The 24,360-nt window shown below is 60.5% G+C and carries 21 protein-coding genes and 1 pseudogene; 11 read left to right on the top strand and 11 right to left on the bottom strand.

Annotated features, from left to right (window positions below; genetic code table 11):
- Positions 1-9: 9 nt before the first annotated feature.
- Positions 10-963 (top strand): cation diffusion facilitator family transporter, encoded by a 954-nt coding sequence (locus NLM15_RS17655; RefSeq protein WP_254124276.1) that lies wholly within the window; start codon positions 10-12, stop codon positions 961-963.
- A gap of 535 nt (positions 964-1,498) precedes the next feature.
- Here NLM15_RS17655 and NLM15_RS17660 read toward each other — a convergent pair.
- From NLM15_RS17660 to NLM15_RS17685, 6 genes are all read right to left on the bottom strand, one after another.
- Entirely contained in the window at positions 1,499-3,475 is a 1,977-nt protein-coding gene (locus tag NLM15_RS17660) for a glycosyltransferase family 2 protein (protein ID WP_254118349.1), read from the bottom strand.
- Positions 3,475-4,701: a hypothetical protein gene (locus tag NLM15_RS17665; RefSeq protein ID WP_309143605.1), complete on the bottom strand. Its 1,227-nt coding sequence runs from the start codon at positions 4,699-4,701 to the stop codon at positions 3,475-3,477. Before NLM15_RS17665 ends, NLM15_RS17660 begins: the two co-directional genes overlap by 1 nt.
- Positions 4,698-6,218, bottom strand: coding sequence for an HlyD family secretion protein (locus NLM15_RS17670; protein WP_254118350.1), 1,521 nt, complete (start codon positions 6,216-6,218; stop codon positions 4,698-4,700). The genes NLM15_RS17665 and NLM15_RS17670 overlap by 4 nt, the downstream gene beginning before the upstream one ends.
- A 785-nt stretch (positions 6,219-7,003) precedes the next feature.
- Positions 7,004-9,211 (bottom strand): xanthine dehydrogenase family protein molybdopterin-binding subunit, encoded by a 2,208-nt coding sequence (locus NLM15_RS17675; protein ID WP_254118351.1) that lies wholly within the window; start codon positions 9,209-9,211, stop codon positions 7,004-7,006.
- A 7-nt stretch (positions 9,212-9,218) separates the two neighbouring features.
- Complete coding sequence (locus NLM15_RS17680) at positions 9,219-10,235, bottom strand: xanthine dehydrogenase family protein subunit M (RefSeq protein ID WP_254118352.1); 1,017 nt, start codon at positions 10,233-10,235, stop codon at positions 9,219-9,221.
- Positions 10,232-10,723: a (2Fe-2S)-binding protein gene (locus tag NLM15_RS17685; protein WP_254118353.1), complete on the bottom strand. Its 492-nt coding sequence runs from the start codon at positions 10,721-10,723 to the stop codon at positions 10,232-10,234. Before NLM15_RS17685 ends, NLM15_RS17680 begins: the two co-directional genes overlap by 4 nt.
- 412 nt (positions 10,724-11,135) lie before the next feature.
- Between NLM15_RS17685 and NLM15_RS43745 the strand changes: the two genes are divergently transcribed.
- The 4 genes and pseudogenes from NLM15_RS43745 (at position 11,136) to NLM15_RS44045 (ending at position 14,018) form a co-directional block, all read left to right on the top strand.
- Positions 11,136-11,348: a hypothetical protein gene (locus tag NLM15_RS43745; RefSeq protein WP_254124278.1), complete on the top strand. Its 213-nt coding sequence runs from the start codon at positions 11,136-11,138 to the stop codon at positions 11,346-11,348.
- An 18-nt stretch (positions 11,349-11,366) separates the two neighbouring features.
- Positions 11,367-11,609 (top strand): annotated as a pseudogene (locus NLM15_RS17695) (hypothetical protein); the annotation flags it as partial.
- A gap of 1,810 nt (positions 11,610-13,419) precedes the next feature.
- Complete coding sequence (locus tag NLM15_RS17700) at positions 13,420-13,557, top strand: hypothetical protein (protein ID WP_254118354.1); 138 nt, start codon at positions 13,420-13,422, stop codon at positions 13,555-13,557.
- A gap of 230 nt (positions 13,558-13,787) precedes the next feature.
- A complete protein-coding gene (locus NLM15_RS44045) occupies positions 13,788-14,018 on the top strand; it encodes a hypothetical protein (protein ID WP_375166846.1) in 231 nt (76 codons plus the stop codon).
- Positions 14,019-14,080: 62 nt separating this feature from the next.
- On the opposite strand, the gene NLM15_RS17705 is transcribed toward NLM15_RS44045, so the two are convergent.
- The gene (locus tag NLM15_RS17705; RefSeq protein WP_254118355.1) at positions 14,081-14,398 is read right to left on the bottom strand and encodes a hypothetical protein; all 318 of its coding nucleotides are present in this window, start codon (positions 14,396-14,398) and stop codon (positions 14,081-14,083) included.
- Positions 14,399-14,859: 461 nt separating this feature from the next.
- Here NLM15_RS17705 and NLM15_RS17710 point away from each other — a divergent pair, with 461 nt between their 5' ends.
- A complete protein-coding gene (locus NLM15_RS17710; protein WP_254118356.1) occupies positions 14,860-16,914 on the top strand; it encodes a response regulator transcription factor in 2,055 nt (684 codons plus the stop codon).
- Positions 16,915-17,030: 116 nt separating this feature from the next.
- On the opposite strand, the gene NLM15_RS17715 is transcribed toward NLM15_RS17710, so the two are convergent.
- A complete protein-coding gene (locus NLM15_RS17715) occupies positions 17,031-17,186 on the bottom strand; it encodes a hypothetical protein (protein WP_254118357.1) in 156 nt (51 codons plus the stop codon).
- Between the two features lie 527 nt (positions 17,187-17,713).
- On the opposite strand from NLM15_RS17715, the gene ligD reads away from it, so the two are divergent.
- Positions 17,714-18,517 carry a non-homologous end-joining DNA ligase gene (ligD, locus tag NLM15_RS17720; RefSeq protein ID WP_309143650.1) on the top strand — a complete coding sequence of 268 codons (804 nt, stop codon included), beginning with the start codon at positions 17,714-17,716 and terminating at the stop codon, positions 18,515-18,517.
- A 32-nt stretch (positions 18,518-18,549) separates the two neighbouring features.
- Positions 18,550-18,789 (top strand): hypothetical protein, encoded by a 240-nt coding sequence (locus NLM15_RS17725; protein WP_254118358.1) that lies wholly within the window; start codon positions 18,550-18,552, stop codon positions 18,787-18,789.
- A 448-nt stretch (positions 18,790-19,237) separates the two neighbouring features.
- On the opposite strand, the gene NLM15_RS17730 is transcribed toward NLM15_RS17725, so the two are convergent.
- Positions 19,238-19,408 (bottom strand): hypothetical protein, encoded by a 171-nt coding sequence (locus NLM15_RS17730; protein WP_254118359.1) that lies wholly within the window; start codon positions 19,406-19,408, stop codon positions 19,238-19,240.
- Between the two features lie 90 nt (positions 19,409-19,498).
- The gene (locus tag NLM15_RS17735) at positions 19,499-19,861 is read right to left on the bottom strand and encodes a hypothetical protein (protein WP_254118360.1); all 363 of its coding nucleotides are present in this window, start codon (positions 19,859-19,861) and stop codon (positions 19,499-19,501) included.
- A gap of 313 nt (positions 19,862-20,174) precedes the next feature.
- Here NLM15_RS17735 and NLM15_RS17740 point away from each other — a divergent pair, with 313 nt between their 5' ends.
- The 3 genes from NLM15_RS17740 (at position 20,175) to NLM15_RS17755 (ending at position 23,821) form a co-directional block, all read left to right on the top strand.
- The gene (locus NLM15_RS17740) at positions 20,175-20,471 is read left to right on the top strand and encodes a hypothetical protein (protein ID WP_254124756.1); all 297 of its coding nucleotides are present in this window, start codon (positions 20,175-20,177) and stop codon (positions 20,469-20,471) included.
- 1,432 nt (positions 20,472-21,903) lie between these two features.
- The gene (locus NLM15_RS17750) at positions 21,904-22,125 is read left to right on the top strand and encodes a hypothetical protein (protein ID WP_254118361.1); all 222 of its coding nucleotides are present in this window, start codon (positions 21,904-21,906) and stop codon (positions 22,123-22,125) included.
- Between the two features lie 70 nt (positions 22,126-22,195).
- Entirely contained in the window at positions 22,196-23,821 is a 1,626-nt protein-coding gene (locus tag NLM15_RS17755) for a recombinase family protein (RefSeq protein ID WP_254118362.1), read from the top strand.
- 85 nt (positions 23,822-23,906) lie between these two features.
- Here the strand turns inward: NLM15_RS17755 and NLM15_RS17760 are convergent, their stop codons facing one another.
- The gene (locus NLM15_RS17760; protein ID WP_254118363.1) at positions 23,907-24,269 is read right to left on the bottom strand and encodes a hypothetical protein; all 363 of its coding nucleotides are present in this window, start codon (positions 24,267-24,269) and stop codon (positions 23,907-23,909) included.
- Between the last annotated feature and the right edge of the window lie 91 nt (positions 24,270-24,360).

Genomic DNA, 24,360 nt, shown 5'->3' on the forward strand with positions numbered 1-24,360 from the left:
TTGGTGAACATGACGGCCGCATCATCGTCGAAGACGACCGTCTATGCTGCGCTGGCCGGCAATATCCTTGTCGCCGTCACCAAGATCGGCGCCGCCATCTGGACGGGAAGCTCGGCGATGACGAGCGAGGCCGTGCACTCGGTCGTGGATACATCCAACGAGGTGCTGCTGCTCTACGGCTACCATCGTGCGAGCCGCCCGGCGGACGAATCGCATCCGCTCGGCTATGGACGTGAATTGTACTTCTGGAGCTTCATCTTCGCGCTGCTGATTTTTGCGCTCGGCTCCGGCGTCTCGCTCTATCAGGGGGTCTTGCACATTTGGGCACCCGAGCCGATTGAGGATCCCATCGTTAGCTTCGTCGTGCTCGCCCTGTCGTTCCTGTTCGAGAGCGCCTCGTGGCTAATCGCCCTGCGTCGTTTCCGGTCGGATGCTGCGCGATTCGGATACTATCAGGCCTTCGTCCGCAGCAAGGACCCTCCCGCGTTCATGGTGTTGCTTGAGGACAGCGCCGCGATGGTCGGCATCGTCATCGCGGCCGCAGCCACTGCAGCTGCGGTATGGCTGGCGCAGCCGGTGTGGGATGGCATCGGCTCGATCCTGATCGGGGTTCTTTTAGGGATCACATCCGTCGGACTCGCCCGCGAGAGCAAGAGTCTCCTGATCGGCGAGCCGGCGCATCCGGAGCTCGCTCGATCGATCCTCGAGATCGCACGACGCTCGCCGGGCGTGCTCCAGGCCAACGGGCTCCTGACGGTGCAGTTATCGCCGGACGAGGTTATCGCCGCCCTAAGCGTCGAGTTCGCCGACGAGAAGCGCGCCGACGACATTGAACAATGTGTGATCTCGCTCGAGAGCGAGATCCGCAAACGTCACCCGAGCGTCGCAGCCCTGTTCATCAAGCCGCAGACGAACGCGCGCTTCCATGCCGTTCGGGCGAAACGTCGGGGCCAGAGATCCTAGAACGACCTTTTCACGAAATTCCGCCGGGATGGCTGAAGATATCAAACTGCCGCGAGTGAGACCGACCGGAGTCATACCGCACGCGTCCGCGGGTGCAGATCGCAAGCGCGGTCGGTGCCGAAACGGCGGAGCCCTACGCCGATAGCGGCCGCCTTTGTGCACGAGTTCGACGCAGACCCGGCTGGTCAGCATCAGCGTGCCGGAGTCACCTGCACCGGCCGGCGAGACTATTCCTGCCCCCGCCGCCTATTTTAGGCAGAAAAGCCAAAAGCGGACGCCGCGAAGCGGCTGGGAGACGGCAGCGTCGGCCTGATCCGCCATCTTCCGCTTGAGCAGGTCGGCCAAGTCAGTCTCAAAAATGTGCCCGAGTGCGCTCGAGGAGAGCATCAAGGCTTCGCCTCCTGACGGGCGCCCCTCAGACCGAGGAACGCCATTTTTCCACGTCCGGCAAATGTCGAGCCCGGATCGAGCATAGTGAAAGCGTGGCATTTTCGGAGACCATCGCTGAGAGTTACGTCTGACTTTAGGCCCCGCGCTAGACGCCAATAAATCCGCGACGTAGCAACCCGGCCAGCGCGCCTCGAAGGCTGGCGACGCCGGCGATGTTACCGTGGGACGCGCTGAAGAGCCGTACCACCAGACGCTGATGTTGTTCCGCACTCGGCTCAAGCCGCGCGAGCACCGTGTTGCCGGATCGCGAGACCATGGACATGTCGGTCCATCCCAGCCCTTCCAGGTGAATTTTGTAGCGCCAGCCGGCCAGCTCAAGCGCCCCGCCGTCCGCACCCGAGAAGCGCACCGAGGTCGGCGACATCGCGAGCAGGCGGCACGACAAGACCTTTCCTTCGCCCGAGAGCCAGACAGCCTCGTCCGTCTCGAACATGTGGCCGGGACGAGGCAATTCGAAGCAGACGAGAAACGCGATGAAAGCGATCAGCATCGCGATGCCGGCCCAGAGCAGGTTGAAGAAATCTAGCGAGGAAATCTCGCTGGCGGCGTAGGGCGAGATCAACGCCCATATGATGCTCGCGGCAGAACTTGCGGCGATCATCCCGAAGATGGCGGCGAGCTTCCAGTGGATGCGCGGCGCCGATCGGTCGCCGCCTTTGTCGGTAATTTTGAAGGGGCGGCCGAACGGCTTGACGACGGCGCTCAGCAGCGTTGCGGTCACCGCAAAGCAGGTGATGGCGTGGGTGGCTTCCATGAACAAAGGCAGCGTCCGCGCGCGCGATATCCAGCCCATGTAGATAATCTGCCCGAGCAGCGCCGGCACGCCATAGCGCAGGAAGGAGTGGTAATCGGCTTCGAACGCGGGCAGCCCGCCGAACCAATAGATCGTCGGTGCGATCAATAGCAGCACCATGAAGGGTTTGGAGAGCCAGTTTAGCATGCCGTGAAGATAGTGCCAGCGCTGGGTGAAGCTGAAGCCGGGGCCGAGCAGCGGGCCGTTACGCAGCAGGGCGACCTGTATGGTGCCGAGGCACCAGCGCGTGCGCTGGGTGACGTATTCCGGGATGCCTTCGGCTGAAAGTCCGAAACTGAGCGGCTCGTTCAGCCAGGATGTGCGGTAGCCGTGCGCCAGCATGGTGTAGGTGAGGTTGATATCCTCGGTGATTGCCTGATCGGGAAAGCCGCCGATTTCCTCGAGCCGGTCGCGGCGAACGACAAAGGAGGTGCCGACGCAGAACGCGCAGCCCCACGCGTCCTTGGCCGGTTGGAAGATGTCGAAGAAGAAGCGTTGATCGTCGACCCAACTCTTCTCCGCCAGCAGATTATGCTGGATCGGATCGGCGTTGTAGTAAAATTGCGGAGTCTGCACGATCGCAACCTCCGGATCGGACAGCAGCAGGCCGACCGTGCGTTTCAAAAAGTCCCGCCGGGGCGCAAAATCCGCATCGAGCACCAGAATGACAGGCGCGTTGGTCGCGCGGGCGGTCGTGGCCAACCCGTTATTGAGGTTCCCGGCCTTGGCGCCCTTGTTGTCAGGCCGGGTCAGATGACGCGCGCCAACGCGCTCGCAATATTCCCGCAGCCAGTCGCGCCTCTGGTCATCAAGCACCCAGACTGTCGCATTGGCATAGTCGAGCGCCAGTGCGCTCAGGATCGACCGCTCGAGGATTTCGAGCGGTTCGTCATAGGTGCAGATGAAGATGTCGACGGCGGGATGGCGATTTTTTGCGGACAGAAGCTGCTCCGCCGCGTCGGCTTGCGCGGTGCGGTCCGAGCTGCGGAACAGGATCACGATAGAGATCAGCGTGTACAGGATGGCCAGTGACTCGAAGGCAATGAAGAGCCGCGGCCAAAGACTTTGCGCCGACAGCTCGAACGGCGGCAGCGTATCGTTCCATCGCCACAGTGCATAAAGGATCAGAAACGCCGCGCTCGTCGCCCCGAACAGGATACGGTCTCTGGCACACAGCGGGTCCAGCAGTCGCGCTATCACCAGAAGCCCGAGCAGAATTCCGATGTCGATGGTCAGGATCGAAAGATCATCGGGGGCGGTGGGGAACATCAGCGTATCCTTTTCCCGGTGAAGGGGTTCCAACCTGTTTCGGCCAGCACGGCCCATGCGGTCGCGCCGAGATGCGGACGGCGGTAATAGAAGAAGTCAGGATCGCCGCTGCCGGTGGGATCGATCGACAGTCCCGTTGTCAATCGCGCCGGGCGGGAGGCATTGAGCAGGCCGCTCGGCGTCTGGTCCGCCTTCAGGCTTGCCAACAACCGATCGCTCTCTCGCGCGTTGCCGCTGATCCGGTAGGCCAATGCCGCCTGCGCCGTGCCCTCGACCCAGAGGCCGTCGCGATCGCCGTTGAAATCGAAACCGCCATCGACCCCTAGTCGCGCTTTCGCGAAGCCGAGTGCGCTCTTCCAGGCTTCCGGCGATTCGGGCACGGCCATCCACGGCCAAAGCTGAGCGTCGAGCGCGAGCAGACCCTCATCCGCAAGATTGCCGTCGGGCTTCGTCCCAAGCAGGAAATGATCTCCGCGAAAGGCGCGATCGAGCAGCCGCCTGGCCTGCGCTGCCGCGTCGTCGTACTTCGGTTCCCCAGTCAAGCGAAACAGCCAGCGCGCGGCCGCGTGGACGTCGGCATTGTGCTCGGTCGACTTCCAGGTGAGCCTGACCTGCTTCGGATCGTAGCCGTGAAAGCCGCCGTAAAAGCCATCCGAGGAAGCGGTCGCGTCGATGACCCAGTCGATCAGGCGTCTGGCGTCGGCGAGACATTGAGGATCGTGGGTCGCCTGATGGAGCGTCAGCAGTGCCAGTGCGACCCACGCAACGTTTCCGGTGGAAGTGCCGTCCTGCGCCGGATCCTCCGCCCAGATCTTGGCATGACCGTCCCACCAGCCCGGTAGATCGGGTACCTCCTGGTTCACCGCACCGGTGCGATAGGCATTGCGCACACGGCCGTCATCAAAGCTTCGATCCTTGCGTACGGCGCGGCTCAGCGCGTTGGCGATCGGTCTTGCATCCGACACATTGCCGCAGGCAATCAGTGCAATGGCGGCGAGCGCGTTGTCATAGACGAAGGCCGTGGTAGCGAGACCGGCCGGAAGGGTCGCTTCATCCGTGCTGGGTTCATAACTGCCGATGAAAACCGCGTCGGCAGCTTTTGTGTGCGGCGTGACCGCCTTGTTCAACCCGGCGCAGAAAGTGTTTGCCGCTTGCGCCGTTTGGCCTGCGGCCGCCAGGGCGCCCACGACTGTCGCGCACATCATCATCACGATGGCAGACTTCATCGTGATACAAGGGTGCGAGTTTCGGGCGATCCATCCGCGTCGGCCTTTGGTTTCTGCGGCTCCGAGGCGCGGAAGACGTCTTGCAGAAGTGCGATGCCAGCTCTTCTTGTATCCGCGTCCAAAGACAAATTCTGCGCAGTGTCGCTGTTGGCAGTCTCGGTCTTGGCAGTCTCGGTCTTGGCAGTCTCGGTCTTGGCACTGTCGTTCCTGCCTGCGTCGTCTCCAATCCACGAAGCAACGAAATGGCCGAGCCGGTGCCAGGTGACCGACATCGAGGGGACCACACCATTCTCGCGCGTCACCGTCACCCATTGGCCGACCGGACACGCGGATGCGCTTGCAGTTCCTGCTTGTTGCGCTGATGCGCCATCCCCGCTCGCGTCATCCGGCGTGATGATGGCGTAGAGTTCGCGCCGTTCGGTTTGCGGGAACGGAACGGCAAAGCGCTCATCGACCTTGTCGCTGGTCTTCGGCAGCACCGCGCTGACGACGCCGGACCGCAACGAACTCCCGTCGATGCGAACACGGGTGCCGGGCATCATGCTCTGACCCTGCCGGTAGGAGAAGATGGCCACAACAAAGCGCTTGTCGCAGTCGACAATGGAACTGATGGTATCACCAGCGCTCACATGCCGTCCCATCGCGGCGCCGACGGTCAACACCTTGCCTTGGCCGTGCGAAAGGACATCGGCATCCGCCAAGGTCGCGAGCCTTGCTTGTTCGGCGTCGATCAGGTTTTCCAGGTCGGCGAGCACGACCGATTGCTGCTTTTCCTCGATTTTCATCCGCCTGGCGTCCAGGTCGATGTCCCTGCGCTTCTGAGCCAGGTTATTGAGAGCAACCAGTTCGTCTCCGACATAGATACCTTTGCTCAGGGCGTCGAGCTGGGCCATCTTTTGATTCAGCTTGGCAGCCTCTGCGTCCGCACCATGCATGGCCGCGGCGTATTGCTGGATCGTCGGCCTGAGCATATCCATGCTTGCGGCATTGCGTGTCACCATATTGCTCTGGCGGTCCACCAAGGCCTTCTTTTCACCGCTCATGGCGTTGGATTGCGCAACCCGGGCGCGAAGCTCCTCGATCTGCGACTTGAACTGAGCCTTGAGCTGGTTGGTCTGGTTGGCGAGTTCATCATCGAGAGACGAAACATAGCTGAGGTCCGATTCGTGCTTCGCGCGTGTCGCGTCGAGTTTTTGACGTGCGTCGGACGCCTTCTCCTGGAGCGTGATGAGTGTCCCGCGATCAACTCTTGGATTGCTGATCTGCGCCAGCGTGTCGCCGTCGCGGACGTCCCGGCCGGGAAGTACCGCCAACAAACCGATTTCGCCACTGATTGGCGCGGTCAGAAGCGTAACAGGCGCGTTGACCACGGCGCGATCGGATTGATCTGCGACGATCGGTGGCGCCACGGCTGTGAGCATCAGTGCAGACAGCAGTCCCGCCACGCCTATGGCGGACATTCTCAGAAGTGCGGGGTGCCTGCGCACAGTGCCGCCGCTTTCGGATCTATCAATCATCAGCTTTCTCTCGGTTGGAGGTATTTCCAAAAGCACTTATCTGGCGTTGATTGCCGGTTCTTCCCGTCGCTGGCTAAGGCACTGCAACAATGCAGGGCGCATTTGGTTCAAATGGCCGCAGGGAATAAGGACGGGAACCGGCTGAATGCTGGTCGCGACAGGCGTGGGGCGTGTTTCCAATCTCTTCCATAGCGCCGTCCAGGAGAGACCCCGGTCCTCTTGCGGCGTTCTCGGCCTCCCTGGTTATCCCCGGCCTTCTGGGGCTCGGGTCGGGCGCCAGATTGATCGCGTCGTAAGACGGCGGTACTGCGCGCTTCCCGCGGGCGAACGATGCGACAAGACTGGCACGGGCGCGCTCGATCCATGGGGTGAGACCTGCCTCAGTTCACTACTGCAGCAGCGGTTTCATCCGATTTACCTCGCGCCTCGGCGTGGCGGCGGCCAAGAGCTCAGTGCGTCATCGCGGCGCGCGCGATCAAGCTGGCGAGCGGAGGAGCCTCAGCGGTGGCGTGGCGCATCACGGTAGGAAAGAGCGCTGCAACCGCAGAGATTCCTCAGCATGTATTGCAGGAACGTCGCCGCTTACGCTCGCTATATGGTTAGAGGAAATCTGCGATGTCTTCAGCGAGGCGCGACATGCGCAAAGCCAAACCGACCGAATGATCGTTGACCACCCCTTTCGCCGCTAAATGCGCCGACTTTTCGTCTTTGACGAGACAAAGGTCGACAGTGAATGCCTGCGAGCAGCCCGTCGGATCAGGCGAGGGGGCAAATAGCCTGTCGCATCAGGCGAGCAGATTATCCAGCGTGATCGGGAAGCGGCGGATGCGTTTGCCAGTGGCGTGATAGACGGCGTTTGCGATCGCCGCAGGAACGCCGACGATGCCGATTTCGCCCAGGCCCTTGACGCCAAGCCGGTTGATGTGGTCGTCGCGCTCTTCAACGAAGATCACGTCGATGTCGTGGATGTCGGCGTTCACTGGGATGTGGTACTCGGCGATGTTCGCATTCATGATCCGGCCGAAGCGGTGATCCATCACCGTCTCCTCGTGCAGGGCCATCCCGATCCCCCAGACCACGCCGCCCATGATCTGGCTGCGACCGGTCTTGGTGTTCAGGATCCGACCGGCGGCGACGGCGCTCACGACTCGCGTGACGCGGATGACGCCGAGCTGCTCGTCGACCTTTACCTCGGCGAACACGGCCGAATGCGTGTTGCGGGCGCGCGACTTGTCCTCCGTGAAGTGGTTGAGCTTCTGCTTTTCGAGCCGCTCGAGCTTGCCGTGCCGCATCGCATCCGCGATCGAGACGGCACGGGTCTTTTCACCGTTGCTGGCGATCGTGCCGTCGATCAGGATGACGTCGGCAGCATCGACGCCGGCGAGCGGCGAAGAGGGCATCGTACTGGCGAGACGCGCGAGATCCTGGCGAATGTCGTCGGCCGCTCCCAGCACCGCATGTGCGCTCGATGCGGCCATCCAGGAACCGCCCTCGACGGGAGCCTGCGGGAGGGTCGAGTCGGCGAGCTTGACACTGATGCTCTCGATCGGCAGCCCGAGTGCATCGGCAGCCACCTGCGCCATGATGGTGTAGGTGCCGGTGCCGATGTCGGACGCCGCGCAGAACACCTCGGCATGCCCATTGGCGGTCAGCACGATGCGGACTGCGACCGGCATCTGCAGTGCCTCCCACACGCCTGTCGCCATGCCCCAGCCGACCAGCTCCTTACCGTCGCGCATCGCGCGCGGCGTGGGATCGCGGCTGCTCCAGCCGAAGGCTTCAGCGCCGCGGGCGTAGCATTCGCGTAGCTGCTTGCTGGTGTAGGGCAGGTCTTCGCTCTGGTCGCGATCCGAGTAGCACTTCAGCCGTAGCTCGATCGGGTCGAGCTTGAGGGCGACGGCCAGCTCGTCCATGGCGCATTCGAGCGCGCACACGCCCGAGGCTGCGCCGGGCGCGCGCATGTCGCAGGGGGTGGAGACGTCGAGACGGACGAGCTTGTGAGAATAGCGGCTGTTTGCGCTTTTGTAGAGCTGTTCCGCCCAGCCGCTGTCGTTGCGCGCGAAATCCTCGTAGCGCGACGTGATGGCCGTGGCCTCGTGCACGACCGCATCGAGCGTGCCGTCAGGCTTGGCGCCGAGGCCGACGCGCTCGATTGTCGCGGGCCGGTGGCCGAGCCCATACATCTGCCGCCGCGTCAGCACCACGCGAACGGAGCGCTTCAGAACGAGCGCAGCGAGCGTTGCCAGCACCACCTGATATTGCGGCCGCAAGCCGGAGCCGAAGGCGCCGCCGACATAGGGCGATAGCACCCGGATGTCATCGGGCTTCTTGTCGAACACGCTGCACAGAAATTTTTGGACGTTCTGGACGCCTTGCGTCTTGTCGTAGACCGTGAGCCTGCCGTTGCCGTCCCAGACGGCCGTGCTTGCATAGAGCTCCATCGGATTGTGATGCTCGGTCGGAAGGACGTAGTCCGCCTCGTGCCGTACGGCCGCTCCCGCAAGCGCTTTTGCGGCGTCGCCGCGCGGCTTGAGCTGCTGCTTCACCTCAGTCGCCTTCCTGCGCCCGGCTTCGAGATCGGTCGCAAACGCCTGCTCCTCCCGATATTCGACATGCACCAGGGTCGCGGCGAATTTCGCGGTTTCCCAGTCCTCCGCCACGACCAGCGCGATCGGCTGGCCGTTGAATTTGATGCTGTCGTCATAGAGCGGCCGGAACGGCGATCCTTCCTCCGGCGCCACTTCATCCTTCCAGGCCTCGTCGTTGTCGGCGAGTGGCGGGCGATGCGCATGCGTGAGCACGTCGAGCACGCCTTTTACCTTCAGGGCCTCGCTGGTATCGAGGCGGGCGATGCGTCCGCGCGGAATTGTGGCCTCGACGACGAAGCCATGCAGAAGCCCGTCGGCCGTGAATTCGCCGGCATATTTGGCGGCCCCGGTGACCTTGGCGCGGCCGTCGACGCGGGACGTTGGTGTTCCGACATAGGCGTTCATCGGTGCCTCACGCGATCTTCTTGTGGGCCTGTGATTGCGGCGTGGCGTTGGCGGCCTGCATCAGCGTTCGCACGATGGCGCGGCGCGCGAGCTCGATCTTGAAACCGTTATGGGCCTGGGCTCTTGCGCTCTGCAGCAGGAGATCCGCAGCGCGGGAGAAATGCTCCGTTGTTGCCGCCTGGCCGCGCAAGGCCGTTTCGGCCTCAAGGCTGCGCCAGGGTTTGTGGGCCACGCCGCCGAGCGCGACGCGCGCCTCTCTGATCGCGTTGCCGTCCAGTTCGAGCGCAGCCGCAACCGAGACCAGGGCGAAGGCATAGGACAGCCGGTCGCGGATCTTCAGATAGCTGTAGTTGCGGGTAAAGCCGCGCGGCGGCAGTTCGATCGCCGTGATGATCTCGTCGGCCTCGAGATTGGTATCGAGATGAGGCGTGTCGCCAGGAAGCCGGTGGAAGTCGGTCAGCACGATCGTACGTTCGCCGGACGGGCCTGCGACGTGCACGAGCGCGTCAAGTGCGGCCAGCGCCACGCTCATGTCGGACGGATTGGTCGCGATGCAGGAGGCGCTTGTGCCGACGATCGCATGGTTGCGGTTGAGGCCGTCGATCGCCGAGCAGCCGCTGCCGATGGTTCGCTTGTTGCAGGGCGTCGTCGTGTCATAGAAGTAGGCGCAACGCGTCCGTTGCATCAGATTGCCGCCGACGGAGGCCATGTTGCGCAATTGCGCCGATGCTCCGGCCAGGACGGCGCTGGCGAGCAGCGGGTAGCGCTGCTCGATCAGCGGATGGTAAGCAAGATCCGAGTTCGGCACCAAGGCACCGATGCGCAGGCCTCCGTCGGCTGTCTCCTCGATCTTGCGGAGCGGCAGGCGGGAGATGTCGATCAGCCGGGAGGGCGCTTCGACATTCTCCTTCATCAGGTCGATCAAATTGGTGCCGCCGGCGATGAGCTTGGCGCCGGGATGAGCGGTGAGCAGGAGGATCGCATCGGCGACGTCGCTGGCGCGGGAATACTGGAAATTGATCATGGCCGCCCCATTGCCTGCTGGATGGCGGCGACGATGTTCGGATAGGCGCCGCAGCGGCAGAGATTGCCGCTCATCAGCTCCCGGATCTCGTCAGAATCTTTGGCGCGGCCTTCGGCCAGGAGCCCGGCCGCGGAACAAATCTGTCCGGGCGTGCAATAGCCGCACTGGAAGGCGTCGTGATCAATAAAGGCCTGTTGCAGGGGATGCATCGCGCCGTCTTTGGCAATTCCTTCGACCGTAGTGATCTCCGCGCCGTCCTTCATGACGGCGAGCGTCAGGCAGGAATTGACCCGCCGCCCGTCGACCAGCACGGTGCAGGCGCCGCATTGACCGTGATCGCAGCCTTTCTTGGTCCCAGTCAGCGCGAGATGGTCGCGCAGGGCGTCGAGAAGTGTGGTCCAGGGCACGAGGTCAAGCGTGCGCCTGTTACCATTGACGATGAGATTGATCGGAATGCGGTCGGGAATTTGATTTGCGGCATCGGCCATGTCTCTTCCCCTGAGATGAAGGCCCAGCCGAGTAGTTGCATATGCTGACGCGAGTGCGCGTCGTCTCCGCTGGCCAATAGCGCCCAACGGACGGCCAGCGGCTTGGTTCCATGCCGGGAATCCCTTCCATTGATGAAACCGTAAGCGCCTTGCCCCGCCGAGTGCCCCATGCCAACGTGAGGTGGCGGGATGGCCACTCTTGGCCGCAGAGCGGTTCTTCAGTGTGAATCGTAACCCCTGGAAAGGGCTAGGAGCGAAAGGCTTCCCCGTGGTTACGACTTTTGCCCTGCTAACTCGCTGGTTGCGCAACCCGCAGGTCGATCAGCTGAGCTTCACCCACAACCCGCGGCCACCGAGGGCCTAACCAAAGTAACCAATCTGACTTTGGCAGGTGCATTGCCGCATTGTCCGGATTCCGCGACAGTGCCCTTGCGAAGAGCGGGCGCGGATATTGCGTGCGGTTCTCGATGAGGTCTGTGAAAGCGTTTCTCGAGACCAGACCTGCACCCGCACCCACGTGGCCTCAAAGATTTTGGAGGCTGCCACGAGAGGTGACACCTCACCGGATGACCTCAGGCAGGTCGGTCGCCAAGCCCTCTCGGATGCGCCGACGATGTGGCGGTAGTTGCGGAGGGCAGCGGGGCTGAATTTCCAAGTCACTGTCCTGGAGATTCCTGGTGAGCTATCCCGACGGCTTCGCTGATGGCGGAGTTCAAACGTGATATGGCGATATTGGCCACTAGCGAGCAGGAATGGACAGAGCGCACCAAACGGCTGGCGTCGCGGGTGCCTAACTTGGACATTTTTCCCAAGGACTGTTGAGCGAACAGGCGGTGGCTGGCGAATCACCGACAACGGACGCGCCGCGCTCGAATTCGTGGAAGCGCCCCTGGCCGCTGGGATCTGACGACGACGGAGAGGGCTTGGCTCCGCTGTCGCTACCGCTTGAGAGGGGCGGCGTCGGCGCGGACGCCGTCAGCGTCGACGCGCCGACGCGCTCCCGATGACGTACGCGAGCAGATCAAATACCCGGGGCGTTACGGGCAACGCATCCGGTCCCCGACGAAGCTCGCGGCGGTCGGTCTCCAATGCGTGGCCCTCAAAAGAGATAGAGCAAGATCGCTCCCGTCTGGCACGAGGGAATGTAGTATAGGGTGCGACGCAAAAAATAAGTCGCTGGTGAGAAAAAATGTGGGCGCGGTGTCAAGCGCGCTCCGATCTGCCACGGCAAGGTCGCCCCGTGGGTGGTCACTCCGGGAGATCGCGATGAGCACGAGTTATACTGCCCGGGATCGGCGCAGACGTCAGTGTCGACGCAGCGGCCCCTCCAACTTTCTTAAAGTGCTTTTGACGCTTTTTATGCTTGGCGTATCCGCCAGACCTTGCGAGCGACGCTGGACGACGTAAGCGACCTGGAGCTCTGGGATATCGGGGCAACTAGGGGCGCGCGATCGAATATCTCGTTCGAATGAATCCCTCGACCAACCCACGCGGCCTCTGAGGCCAATCCGAGGCTCCTTCGATTGGCAGTCGCTTGTCTACTGGTGGCCCATGGTCGAACTTATAGCGCTGCGTCGATTATCAGCATTTGACCGGCAGCCGACGCCGCGGACCTAACGGCAGCGCTGTCAGGTCTTGGCCTTTCACTAGCGGTGCCGCTACATGTGCAGAGGGGGGAGGCCGGAAGTTTGCAGCCGAGCGTTAGACAACGCTTTCAACCCGAAGCGGTCATTTTTGGCCGAAGCGATCCTCGACCTCCACGGGGAAGTTCAGGTTTGAGGGACGCATCCTTACCCATGTGTCACCTAGACGCGCCTGGACCTGCATCGACTTAGGAACGAAGGGTAAGGGGGGCGGTTGCAGACAAACTTCAACAGGAGAAGACAACTATGAAGTTTGGCAAGATCGCGCTTGCAGCTGCGTTTATGTTCGGATCGATCGCTGCCGCCTCGGCGCAGGGTGGGGCTGGCGGCGGAGCCGGCGGCGCGGGTGGTGCAGGCGGAGGGGCGGGTGGAACTGGGGCAGGAGCCGGCGCGGGCGCTGGATCGGGCGGAGCCGGTGCTGGATCGGGCGGCGGTGGCAATTCTCCAGCAGCGGCTAGTGGTCAAGGCGCTTCGAGCAGCCCTGGGTCGGCCAATCCCGGCGCGACCATGAATGACCCAAAGATGAAGGGGAAGTAATTCGAAATCGAACGGCCCGCTGGATTTAATGCCAGCGGGCCCGGACTGGGATCCGTTCTGTCTGGATCAGGACGCGATATCTTAGAACGTTTGGTGACAGAGCAGCCTTCTCTTCGCCTCGCGGCCGGCGCTGGAGTTCGTTAATGCCTGCTCCAGGTAGAGGGCCCTCTTCGCCGAGGTCCAGACGGGGATGTAAAGGGTGCTGATTGTTGCGCGAAGCGCCACCACGCTACGTGAGCTACCAAAGCGTCGTCCTGTTTCCTGATTCCGAACGCGTCGACCAAGTGAACCCGCGATGGTGAGTTCCTCGAACGCGTTTGCCCTCCCTCTGACGGAAAACGCCCCGCCAAGCCCGCGCATTGAACGCCGCCTCGTCAGTATTCGTAACCCGCCGCTCTACATCGAGGTCCTGCTTGATGGGCGGCAATCCCTGCCTTGTGACGGCTGCGAATTCAATCCACCGCGCTCGAGGTACGCGTCCACGCGCATGACAAGATCGCGAGCCAGGTCGGCGAGATGTATGACTTCTTCGCGAAGGCCAAGACGACCAACTGGTTTGTCGTCAAGATTGGCGCCTGGATCGCCGGCGCCCTCGGCTTTATCGCGGTGCTGCTGATGATCACTGCGAACGGAGCGAAGCTGCTGAGGCGTTGACGTCCGCTTGTGGCGCAAGCAGACATGTCGATAGTTCAATTTCGTGCCGGCAAGTGACCCATAGCCTATACAGGCTGGTCTCAGCACGTTCCGGTTGCCGGCCTGCTAAAGCTTGCAGAATTGCCAAGACTTACGAAGACTTGCTCGCCGGGCCCAGCGAATCCGCACCATCCAAGACGCAGCAGAGAGACCGGTTAGGAACTGCGACGACTAACCTGTGTTAATCGGCAATGCCTAGATACTTCTTCAACGTTCATGGCACCGAGCCGAGCACCGATGACGCGGGAGAGCATTTTCGGGACGACGAAAGGGCGTGGCATAACGCTACGATCTTTGCTGGCGAAGTCTTGAGGGATATCAACGGGAGGTTTCGCCCGGGGCAAAAATGGTCGCTTGAGGTCACAGACGAAGCCGGCAAGCCGATCTTCTTCATCAACATTGGATCTAGAAAAATGAAATAGAGCGCCTCAGTTACTGGATTCGGGGGCAACACTTTCCGGGTTGCACGTTACGCGAACGGCTTCTATTTCCCTGTGCCGGTCTGGATACTCGAACCGGTAGTCTGCTCACTACCCGGTTGGCCCGGGGGATGCGCAGAAGCGGCCGGCTTCTCCTGATCGGTCACGTATCCGGACGCTCCGGAGTTGCGTGTCTTGACCCCTTTGGCCGCATCACGCTGCATCTGCTCGTTGGGTTCGCTGGCCTTGAGCTCCTTATCTACATCACCGTGCATCTCCTCCTTGGTTTGCTCACTGGGCGCCGCCTTTTGCTCCTGTGCCGTTGCATGGAAGGTGATCGCGCTTCCGGCAACTACAATCATCGCGAGAATTACTGTTCGCATGCTTCTCCTCCATTGCGTTGCCCCGGTCCCGCTAAACGCGCGAACTTCCCAATCTTTCCTAGCTCCGATTGCTATTTTAATAGGTGCCCTTTGCGATCGAAGTGGATTGCGCTCAATGCCTCCTATCGGCCCTCAGCTGCTTCACCATTTGCATGCGCTGATGTCGGCTTGCGGGGGGGCGAGCGGACCGAGGACGAAGATCGCCGCGACACCCGCATGTGACCCGAAGCAGACGATCGGCCCCATTTCCCTTCTCCTGTGCTGATGGACTTTCTGCCGGCGGCGAGGCCGCTTCTCGATGGACCGATCAATCGCAAGTTTGAACATCGTTCGATCGCCTCATTAACTCCCGGAACCAAGAGGTGTGTTGTGCGTTGCCGCGCTGCTCGTGAAATTTACGTCGTTGAACCTAGTCGCCTTTGCTGGGCGAATTAGGACGGAACGCCGGGCGAGTAGCGCAGATGCTTCGTATCCGAGTCGTGATAGCAGATCGTCGTCCGATCGTTTTGCAGGGTTTTGCGACGCTATTTGCGGCGGAGCGTGACTTCGAGATCGTTGCGTCGTGCATTAGTGGAGCTGGCTGCCTCGAGGCATTTCGGAAGTTGAAGCCAGATGTCGCGCTTGTGGAGGACGGATTTCCTGACGTGACGGCTTCTGAAATGCTCGCCGCCGTCAATGCCGAAAACATTCCCACACGGCTGGTCTTCTACACGGCATCCATTGCGCGTGGGGATCTTGCTGCCGCAATCGCAGCGGGTGCCTGCACTGCAATTCCGATGCGCGAGGAGCCCGAAACCTTGATGCAGTCCCTGAGGCTGGTGGCGCCGACCGCGGACCGGGCGGCTGCTCGCAAGGCGGGCAATGCCGCGTTTGGCGAAAAAGGGCTGGCAGCGCTAACGGACCAGGAGCGCAAGATCATGCGTCTGGTCGCCTGCGGAATGTCGGACAAGGAGCTTGCGCGCCAGCTTAAGATCCCCACAGTCACCGTCCAGGCGCGAATCAATCACATATCTGCGCAGCTTGAGATCAAAAACCGGACGGAGCTCGCAACGTTCGTCCTGTCGCGCCTTTATGGTGGGATGGGCGCGCTTGCAGCTCTGATCTGGGCAGCGCTAGATGACGTTCAATCCGCGGGCGCGACCGCAGTCGGTCAAGCGTATACCGATAGTGTCACGGTAATGGCCGCAGACGGCACCGGCGCGGCCTTGACCATCAAAATCACCTCCCAAAAAACTACCGCTATTTCGGGCAAAACGGCCAAAGCCGGGGGCAATGCCGGCCGCGATGAGGATTCTGGAGCTGATAGCCCGACGCGGGCCAAGCTCATCGAATCCCGTGCCGATATTGCCGCCAGCACGATCACATTGCCGACACCCACCCCTCTAAGGCTGGGCCTGAGCAGCTTTGGCACGTTCGTATTGATGGCGGTCGGGGTCTCGATATACGAACTCCTTGCCAGCCCGGCGCAGGCATTCACTTTTTCCGATAGCCCGAGCGATTTCTTTGCATCGGATGCCGCAAACGCTACCGGCCAATTTGCCGCCCTCAATACGGCTGGCGACGTCGATCCGAACCTCAATGGCTTCGACAAGCTGACCTGGCTCAATCCCGAAATGCACAGTGAATCATTCGCCTTCGAGGGAGCCCGAGGCGATACTGTCGGCAGAGGCGACGAACTCCAGATCACAGATGCAGCCGCGAGCGAGGATAGCGTCAGCGGCAGCGGCAACCCTCACGTTGGAGCCGGTGCCATCGACGCTCTCATCGATCATGGCGGCTTCGAACAGGCGGGCAGAACGGACACGCCGAGGAATGCCGAATACGGCACAACACAGGCGACCGAAGTAGACGGATCCGATCATGGACAATTGCAGCGTGATTTGTATGTTTCGGAGCAAGGCGCCACAGCTGGCAAGCCGCATGCCGAGCGCGAGCCGCCGGGACAGGATCCAACTCAAAGGCAATCGCAGCGTGACTTGCATGTTTCGGAGGAAGGCGCCGCAAAAGGCAAGCCACATGCCGAGCACGAGCCACCGGAACACGAACACAATCGTGGACAATTGCATCGCGAGGTAGACGCTTCAAACGACGACGCCACAGTCGGCAAGAAGCATGTCAAGAATGATGCACTGGGTAGCCATGCCAATTCCATCCAATCGCAGCGTGACTTGCAGGAGCCGCATTCAAACGCTTCTAAAAATCTGCATGCGGGGCCGAGCCAGAACGCTGGCAGCAACCACCAAGCTACCGATGACTCCGGTCCGGCACAAACGGCAGCTGCGCCCGAGCCCGGAGATTCCTTTCATTTCAAGAATGATATAGCAGAGGCCAAAGATTCAGATCATTTTGAGGATGGCCATGGGCTCGATTCGGTTGAATATGGTTTGCACGATGCCGGAAATAGTGGAATGGCACTGATCAACGATGCAAACCTGTTCGGCCCTTCCCTCGCGGAGCAAAGCGCAGTTGCTCACGCAAGAGGCGAACATCATTTCACGTATGATTTGTCTGTGTAGCTGACTCGACGAGCCAGCGATCGATCCGCGCTGCCCCGGCAATCGGCCTGCCGTGATGACGACTGGCGTCGTCAGTAGAGCTCGATATCGACGCGCCCGTGGTACGGCTTGGCCCACTAGGATTCGATGACGACGAGACCGCTCTCGAGATGCTTCTTGCGGTCGGCTTCGGGCAGTGACTGCCATTTGCGAACATCAACGGCAGGGAAATCCCCGTCGAACCGCTCCGGCTTTTCCGGCGACACCGAGACGTGCCCCAGTTTCGTGTCCACTTCCCGAAAGCCACGGCCGAGATCGTTGGCGAAGATCTTCAGCTCCGCCTTGATGGCTTCGATCCGCGTGGTGGTCGATGAGATTTTCTTGCGAAGACGAAGCGCCTCGAGACAGAGCTCCAGGCGCTTCTTAATTTAGCATCGGGTTCGATCGCGGGCATGGCGGGTCCTGACGCGCGGAACGCGGAACGAGGGCCGCGCGTCTGAAATGTTCCGTAATAACGAAGAGTTTCTGTCCGGCCCCACAGGCAGGCCCATAGCGTACAGGCGAGGAACAACCGAAATCAGCAGGCGTTCAAGTAGAGCCTTCCACGAGAGAGGGTATTGATCCGGCCTCAGCATATGCCCCCCGGTGCCGCTGAGGCCGTTTCTTTTTCGTAGTGTCGGCGTGAGTTGCGTATTGGGCGAAGCGTACCAAAAGGAGTCTGGCTGAAGAGCTGCAAGCTCTGTCAATGCCGGGCTTCATCAGTCCTCAATTGGCGACCCTGAAGACGAAAGCACCTTCAGGATCCCAGTAGATTCACGAGATCAAATACGACGGCTACCGCATCCAGCTGCGCGTCGACGGCGACGACCGCCGGGCTTACATGCGGAATGGGTTCGACTGGACGCACAAGTCCTCCACCGCTGCGGGTGCCTTCGACATCCCAGGTCAGGCGATCGTAGACGGGGAGGTCGTTGTCATCCATGAGGACCGGACCAACTTCTCCGAGCTGCAGGCCGACCTCGGGAAAGGCGATCAAGATCGGTTACTGTACTTCGCCTTCGATCTCCTCTGGCTCGACGGCCAGGATCTTCGCAAGCTATCCCAGCTTGCCCGCAAAGAACTGCTGAAGGAGCTGATCGAGGGCAACAAGCTGGAGAAGCCCGTTTTCTACAGCGAACATCACGAGGGCGACGGCCGCGCGATGTTCGAAGCCGCCAGCAAGCTCAACTACGAGGGCATTATCTCGAAAAGGGTGGACGCGCCGTACCGCTCGGACCGCGTCGAGGTCTGGCAAAAAATCAAGGCAGTCCAGCGCGAGAAATTTGCTGTGGTCGGATTCGTCAAGGATCCATCCGGCGTCGCTGCCCTTTACCTCGGCAAGAAGGAGGGCAAAGAATTGCGGTATATGGGGAAGGTTGGGACCGGCTGGAGCCGAACGAAGTCAGCAGAGATCCGCAAGGCATTGGAAACGGTCGTCAGCCCGAAGACAAAACTCACCAAACCCGTCAGGAAGCCCAGGGCTATCTGGGTCGAGCCAACGTTCTATGCCGATGTGCAGTATCGGGACATCACATCGGAAGGGCTGTTGCGCGCCAGCTCCTTCAAAGGACTTAGTCGCAAATAGGAACGGTGGCTGCCGGACGACGTTTTGTCGTCATGTATATGGGCAGCATGATCGAGGACTCGTTCAACATTGCCTGGGGCTTCCTTGAGAGGTCAGGGGAGCTTGGCGAAGTTGATGCATGCACGAGCTTTCTGGTTCGGTTCATTGAAGAGGAGATCAGAGGCGGCGAGCGTCGACCCATGATGATCGTCAATCGCGCGATCGACGCGTATCGCGCCAAGGCTCTGAGAGCTGCATCGGTTGAAAAGGCGCGGAGCCTTTGGATTGCCTGATAAGGCTGCCGTCGTGTGTAAGAGGCGCGCGCTGTGCTTGCGACGAGAGCGAGGCCCGCGCGCACTTTTCTCACGGGGGTTGACGTGAACAACGAAGAGCGTGCGTCGCTGCTCTTCCTTGTCGATCTCGGGATAGCGGTGTCGCTAGCCGGACTCATCGTGACAATCCTGATGTTCGTAGTAGGATCGATATGACCAATCCTAAATGTCCGGTCTGCTTCGGCATTGGCTTCGTATGTGAAAACCATCCGCAGCGGGCATGGAGCGAGATATTCGGCTGTCCGTGCGGAGCCGGCATGCTTTGCAAATGCAATCACGGTGACAGAGTCGAGCCTGTCGCGAGCGGCGTACTGGTCGAGATCATGGAGAATCCGACCACCAAGCATCGACTCCGTTGACGCGGGTTCGCCAAACAATCTCCTGGAGCGTAAGGCCACCAACGGAGGCCTTATTTTTCTTCCAAGGCGCGAATATCGTCCAGGAGCTCCGCCTCGATCTCCCGAATGTGCTCCGCCGTCGGGCCTTGCGCAAAGTCCTTGGCGAGCTTTCGGCAGCGCTCCAGGCGCTCTCGCAATATCCACGCGTCCCGCTCTCGGTTCATGGGATACAGATTAGCCATCGTTACACCTTCCGAAGGTCCAAAAGTGCACTGCCGATTAGGTGAAACTGTAGCGGCCTTACATCAAGCCCCACGTTGCGCGGAATTGTCTCAGGCCGCGCCGCGCAGGGGAAGTGCGAGTTGTTCTTCGAGAGAGCGCGTGCTGTTCGCATTGATGAAAGCTCGCAGCGCTGGTGAGACTTCCAGCCCTTGACTGCCGACGCGTTGCGCGAGCTCGTCGGCAAGGTCCGACGTCGCATCCCTGGATCTGCCTTCGATCGCGTTGAACGCAACGATACGAATGGGATAGGCGTAATTGCCGGACAGAATGTCCCGGATGATCGTCTCCCGGTCGGTGTCATCCTCATCCGTCTCGCGCCAGGCGCAGCCTGCACGCGCGCCGAAGTCCTCCAGCACCAGATAGATATCGCGGTCGAGCCGATCAGCCGGGACAATCGAGGGCGATGGACGCATACACTACTCCGATACTACGTGGCGGAGAGACGGCCCCGGCTGCAGGTGGGTACAAGGGTTAGTTCGGGGCCGCTCCGCCAGCTCGGCGGCGAGCCGGCGACGACTCAAATGTCAGCGCGCCAATGTCGTTCCTTTTGGGCGCGAGGCGCTCGCTAAAGAAACGGTCCCAGCACCCCTACATGCCGGGACCGTTGGAGGCCTTGGCGGTATGAGGATCGCCAAGCACCTCGAGCCTAGGAAAAGTAGGCAATCTGTTCTGTTCACTTTTGAACATTGGCCATAGGGTTCTGTTGGCGGGACCGGAGTAGCTGCAATGAAAGATATGCAGGCTCAGTTGGAAAAGCGCCGCAAAGATGCGGCCGAGTGTGCGCTGATCCGAGATCTGGCGACCGATCGAAAGAAGCGAGAACTGTTTACTTGGCTGGCAGATCACCTGAGCGTGCTCGCCGCCGAGGTCGAGCGTGCGGTTGCGGAGCGCATGAAACGCAAACAGGTGAATATTTCTCCACACCCACGAGCGGCAGTCGCTCGCGCTCGTTTGTTACAGGTCGCAAAAAAAATGGCCCCAGCACAACTAGATGCCGGAGCCATTGGAAGCCTTGGCGGTTAAGGGGGCGCCAAGGTGTACAAAATGTCTAGGAAGATTCGGCAATCAGGTCTGTATGCCTTCCGACATAGGCGGCGCCACTTGTGCCGCACTGCACACCAAGAACCACAATGCCGATAAAGCTTCTCGTTCAGGTTGACATTTGATGTTGCGGGAACTTCCGGCACTTCGCTACATTGGTGCTGCCCAATCGTAAGCTGTCGTCGGATTCGAGGATCTGTCGTTGAACCGGGAATTGAAGGAATTCCGCCGGCTCGAACGTGCGTGCAGAAAGCACGCAGCGATTGCTTCATTCGAACTTGAGCGCGAGGGTCTTCTCAAGGTGGCCGAGGATTACCGGAAAGCTATCGAAGCTTTGCAGCGCCATTCCACCGCGGACACTCGCCCGTAAATTGCCAAGGAAGGCCCCGCCACCGTGAACCGGCGAGCGCTGTCACAGGCCTGTGGCACGACCATTGCTCAATTGAAACCAACTGGGATTTCAGGGCTCAGTTTGAGGATAAATGCTGCCGGGACGTGTATTTCGAGCCCGGCAGCGTTCTAATTTGAGACGAATGGAACACCCGCCGGCGGGAATCGGCGGTAATGAGGCTCCGCCGACTTTAGCTAGGAACCTCCGCGCTGAGCGCCGAACCGGAGTCCGATTCGCGAAGGAAGTCCGCCTCGGTCGCAGCGCGTTCCCGCGGAGAGGCCCTCTCTACCGGGCGAGAAGATCCTCGCCAGACGGAAGCAGCTTACATACGTGCCGCTCTCGTGGAGTATCAGCCAACCACGATCAACTGCGTACCGAATGCCGGCACCGAACTCGCTGCCGCTAGCCTTCAGCGTGAAAGGGAAGGGTGCGTTGATGCGCTCGATATAGATGCGGCCGTCCTGGATCGCCTCGATGCTCGCGGCGAGCTCGACGAGCTTCCGCGCGGCCGCCTCCGGGGCGGCGTAGGGGCGCTCAGCGGTAAACTTTGTCACGCGGTGCGAGGCCCAATGCTCGAAGAGTTTGCGTGCAGCGTGGTGCGATCCCCAGTGATCGCTTCCACGTAGTCGTCAATCGCATCAATTAGCGGGGGCGTATGGCCGAGCGTCCACTTCTATATGAGATAGGTGCGAAGCCGATCCAACTCGACGAGTTCAGCTTTGACAGCCTCAGTCCGAGCAGCTTCACTGCGCTGCCGTTCGCGCCCTTCGTGCCATACCTTCGCGGCCGCTCTATTCTCAGCTTTGGTCATGCCGCAAAGATAGCGGCGAGTCGGCGCGCCTGAACAGCCGCAGGGTCTTGTGGGATACGGGTGCGTCGGTCGCAACTGGTTGGTCAATACACTCAATAGTTCGGATGAATGAGCTTTGCTCTAATTTCGAAATACCGAAAATTGCGCTTGTGCCGTCGGGCAAAACAGGAGTTTATAGGCCGCTGGCTCTAACGGTTTGAGAGGAACCAGCCATGGCGGATGAAGTGGAAGGCACTTCCGAGCTGTCGAAGATTGCCAAGCTCAACGGAGACTTCCGGAAGAATTACGGCCTATTGCTTGGCGCGATTCTGTATCTGCGCTCGATCAGCGCGACGCGCAGGGCTTCCCACTGGGGAGGACTAATCGTGGCCCTTGCGACAGCCGTTCTGACCTGGATGGCGAAGAAGTATGGATGGACATGGAGCCCATCATGAAGACGTGAATTTGTCGATCTGGCCGGGCCGTTCTAGGTTGCACGAGCGCGATGCGTTGGAGCCTCGGTCGATGGTCAATGCACTCGTTCCGCACAAAATCTGGCTGCCAAAGGCACAGCGGGCACGTCGTGCAGCCCAGTATGTTAGGATGTCGACCGACTACCAGGAATATTCAATCGTGAATCAGATGGCGGCAATCGCCGCGTACGCGCAGAGATCCGAGTTGGAGATCGTGCGGACCTACCGTGACGACGCCAAAAGCGGGCTTCATATCAAGAATAGAAAGGGTCTCTTAGATCTGATCGACGACGTTCAGTGTGGGCGCGCGGACTTTGGCTACATACTTGTCTACGACGTCAGCCGTTGGGGGCGTTTCCAGGACATCGATGAGAGCGCCTATTATGAGTTCTTGTGCAAGCGTAACGGTGTGCGCGTTGAGTACTGTGCAGAGCTGTTCAAGAACGACAGCAGCTTTGTTTCGAGCATGGCGAAAAACCTAAAGCGAGGCATGGCGGCCGAATGGAGCAGGGAACGATCCGAAAAGGTTTACGCTGGAGCATGCCACGTGGCTCGAATGGGTTTTCGTTTAGGAGGACGCCCCGGCATCGGTCTGCGCAGGGAGTTGATTGATTCGACCGGACGCTCCCGCGGCGTGATGCAAAACGGTGAAAGAAAATTCCTCCAAACAGATCGAGTCATTCTACGGCCAGGACCGCCGGAGGAGGTCGAATTAGTCCGCTCGATCTTCCGGCAATTTGTGATCGATCAGAGGGGGGAGACCAAAATAGCGCGGCGGCTAAATACCGCCGGCATCAAGTGCCCAACAGGCCGCCCCTGGTCTGAAGGGATTATCCGTTACATGCTAGCGAACGAGAACTATATCGGCAATTTGCTTTACGACCGGCATACATGTCGACTTCGAGAGTACAACAAACCAAACCCACCCGAGCGCTGGATACGCAAAGTCGGTGCGTTCGAGTCCGTCATTAGTCCCGAGCTGTTCGCGAAAGCGCGGGCGATTATCGCTGCTCGTAAGAGTACCAAAGGGCTCTCTAACGAAGAGATGCTAAAGCGACTTAGGCTTTTGTTGAAGAAAAAGGGGCGGCTTAGCAGCGAAGTCATACGAGATGCGCCAGGCGTACCGAGCCCTGGTCTTTTTCTTTTTCGCTTTGGTTCCTTGCGGAATGCATATCGATTGATTGGCTATGTCTCGTCCCGAGATTGTCAGTACATCGACTCGCGCGAAGATCGTCATGCCATGATTGAAGAGCACGCTGTGAAACTCGGAGCAGCTCTAGCAGTTTTGGGTGAAGACATCAGGTACGATCAAGTCCATAGAACCCTGGCGATACGAGGTCTCCTCGTTTCGTTGCGCGTAGCCCGCAGTACTCACGACGGCAACGAAAGGCACTCTCCGACTTGGACGGTCGAGCACGGCCAACATTTGCCTCCTGGAGTAATCGTCGGCATCAGGCTCGACGCCTCAAATCTCGCGGTGCGCGACTACTTTTTGATGCCTGCATCGAAACTTGTCGATCGCCTAAGGTTCACCGAAATGAGCGCCAAACGTTACGGCCTGCGCTGGTTTAGCTCAGTCGACGACATCGTTCCGGCGATCAAGAGGCACCTCGGAGCCACTGAACGTAAGGCGAAGGGAAATGATCGAATTGGCTCCTCTCCGGGCGAGAGTGAATAGGCATTGAATGAGGAGCCGGTGCTTGGCTCGGATGGTGCCCCGGTGGCCGGGGCGCCACGTCCCGCCCTGAAAAGGGAACACCTAGTTATTGCTTCCAGATGTTTCTGGTGGTGTTAGTGCTGAAGCATATACCATGGTCAGCGCTGAGCGGCGGTGTCCTTAGGATCGAAGCCGACGACGACAGCCGAAAGTCCTTGCCCGCGCTGAGGCCGGTATCGGCCAGCGTGTTCGACACAATTGAGATTGCCGGTCCGCACAGCGTTTCGCAGGTGTAATCGGCGAGAATCCAGACGGTCGGAGCGCCTCCGAGCCAATGCTGCAATGGCGCGCTGCGCTCGTTCAGGTCGCTCATCGGAGTTTGCAGGGGCAGCTGCGCATTAAGGCGAGGCGCAAGGACAACCTGTTCAAGCTGCGAGCTGGAAAGGCCCGCCTGGGCGGGGAGCGGCATCGCGACCAACCTCGTGAGCGTCAAAAGCCATCCAGCGATCTGCCCGCGGGGCTGCCTTGTGGGTTTGTAGATCCAGCACGGGAAATGCAAG

It is taken from the genome of Bradyrhizobium sp. CCGB20, from assembly GCF_024199855.1.
Taxonomy (GTDB): Bacteria; Pseudomonadota; Alphaproteobacteria; order Rhizobiales; family Xanthobacteraceae; genus Bradyrhizobium.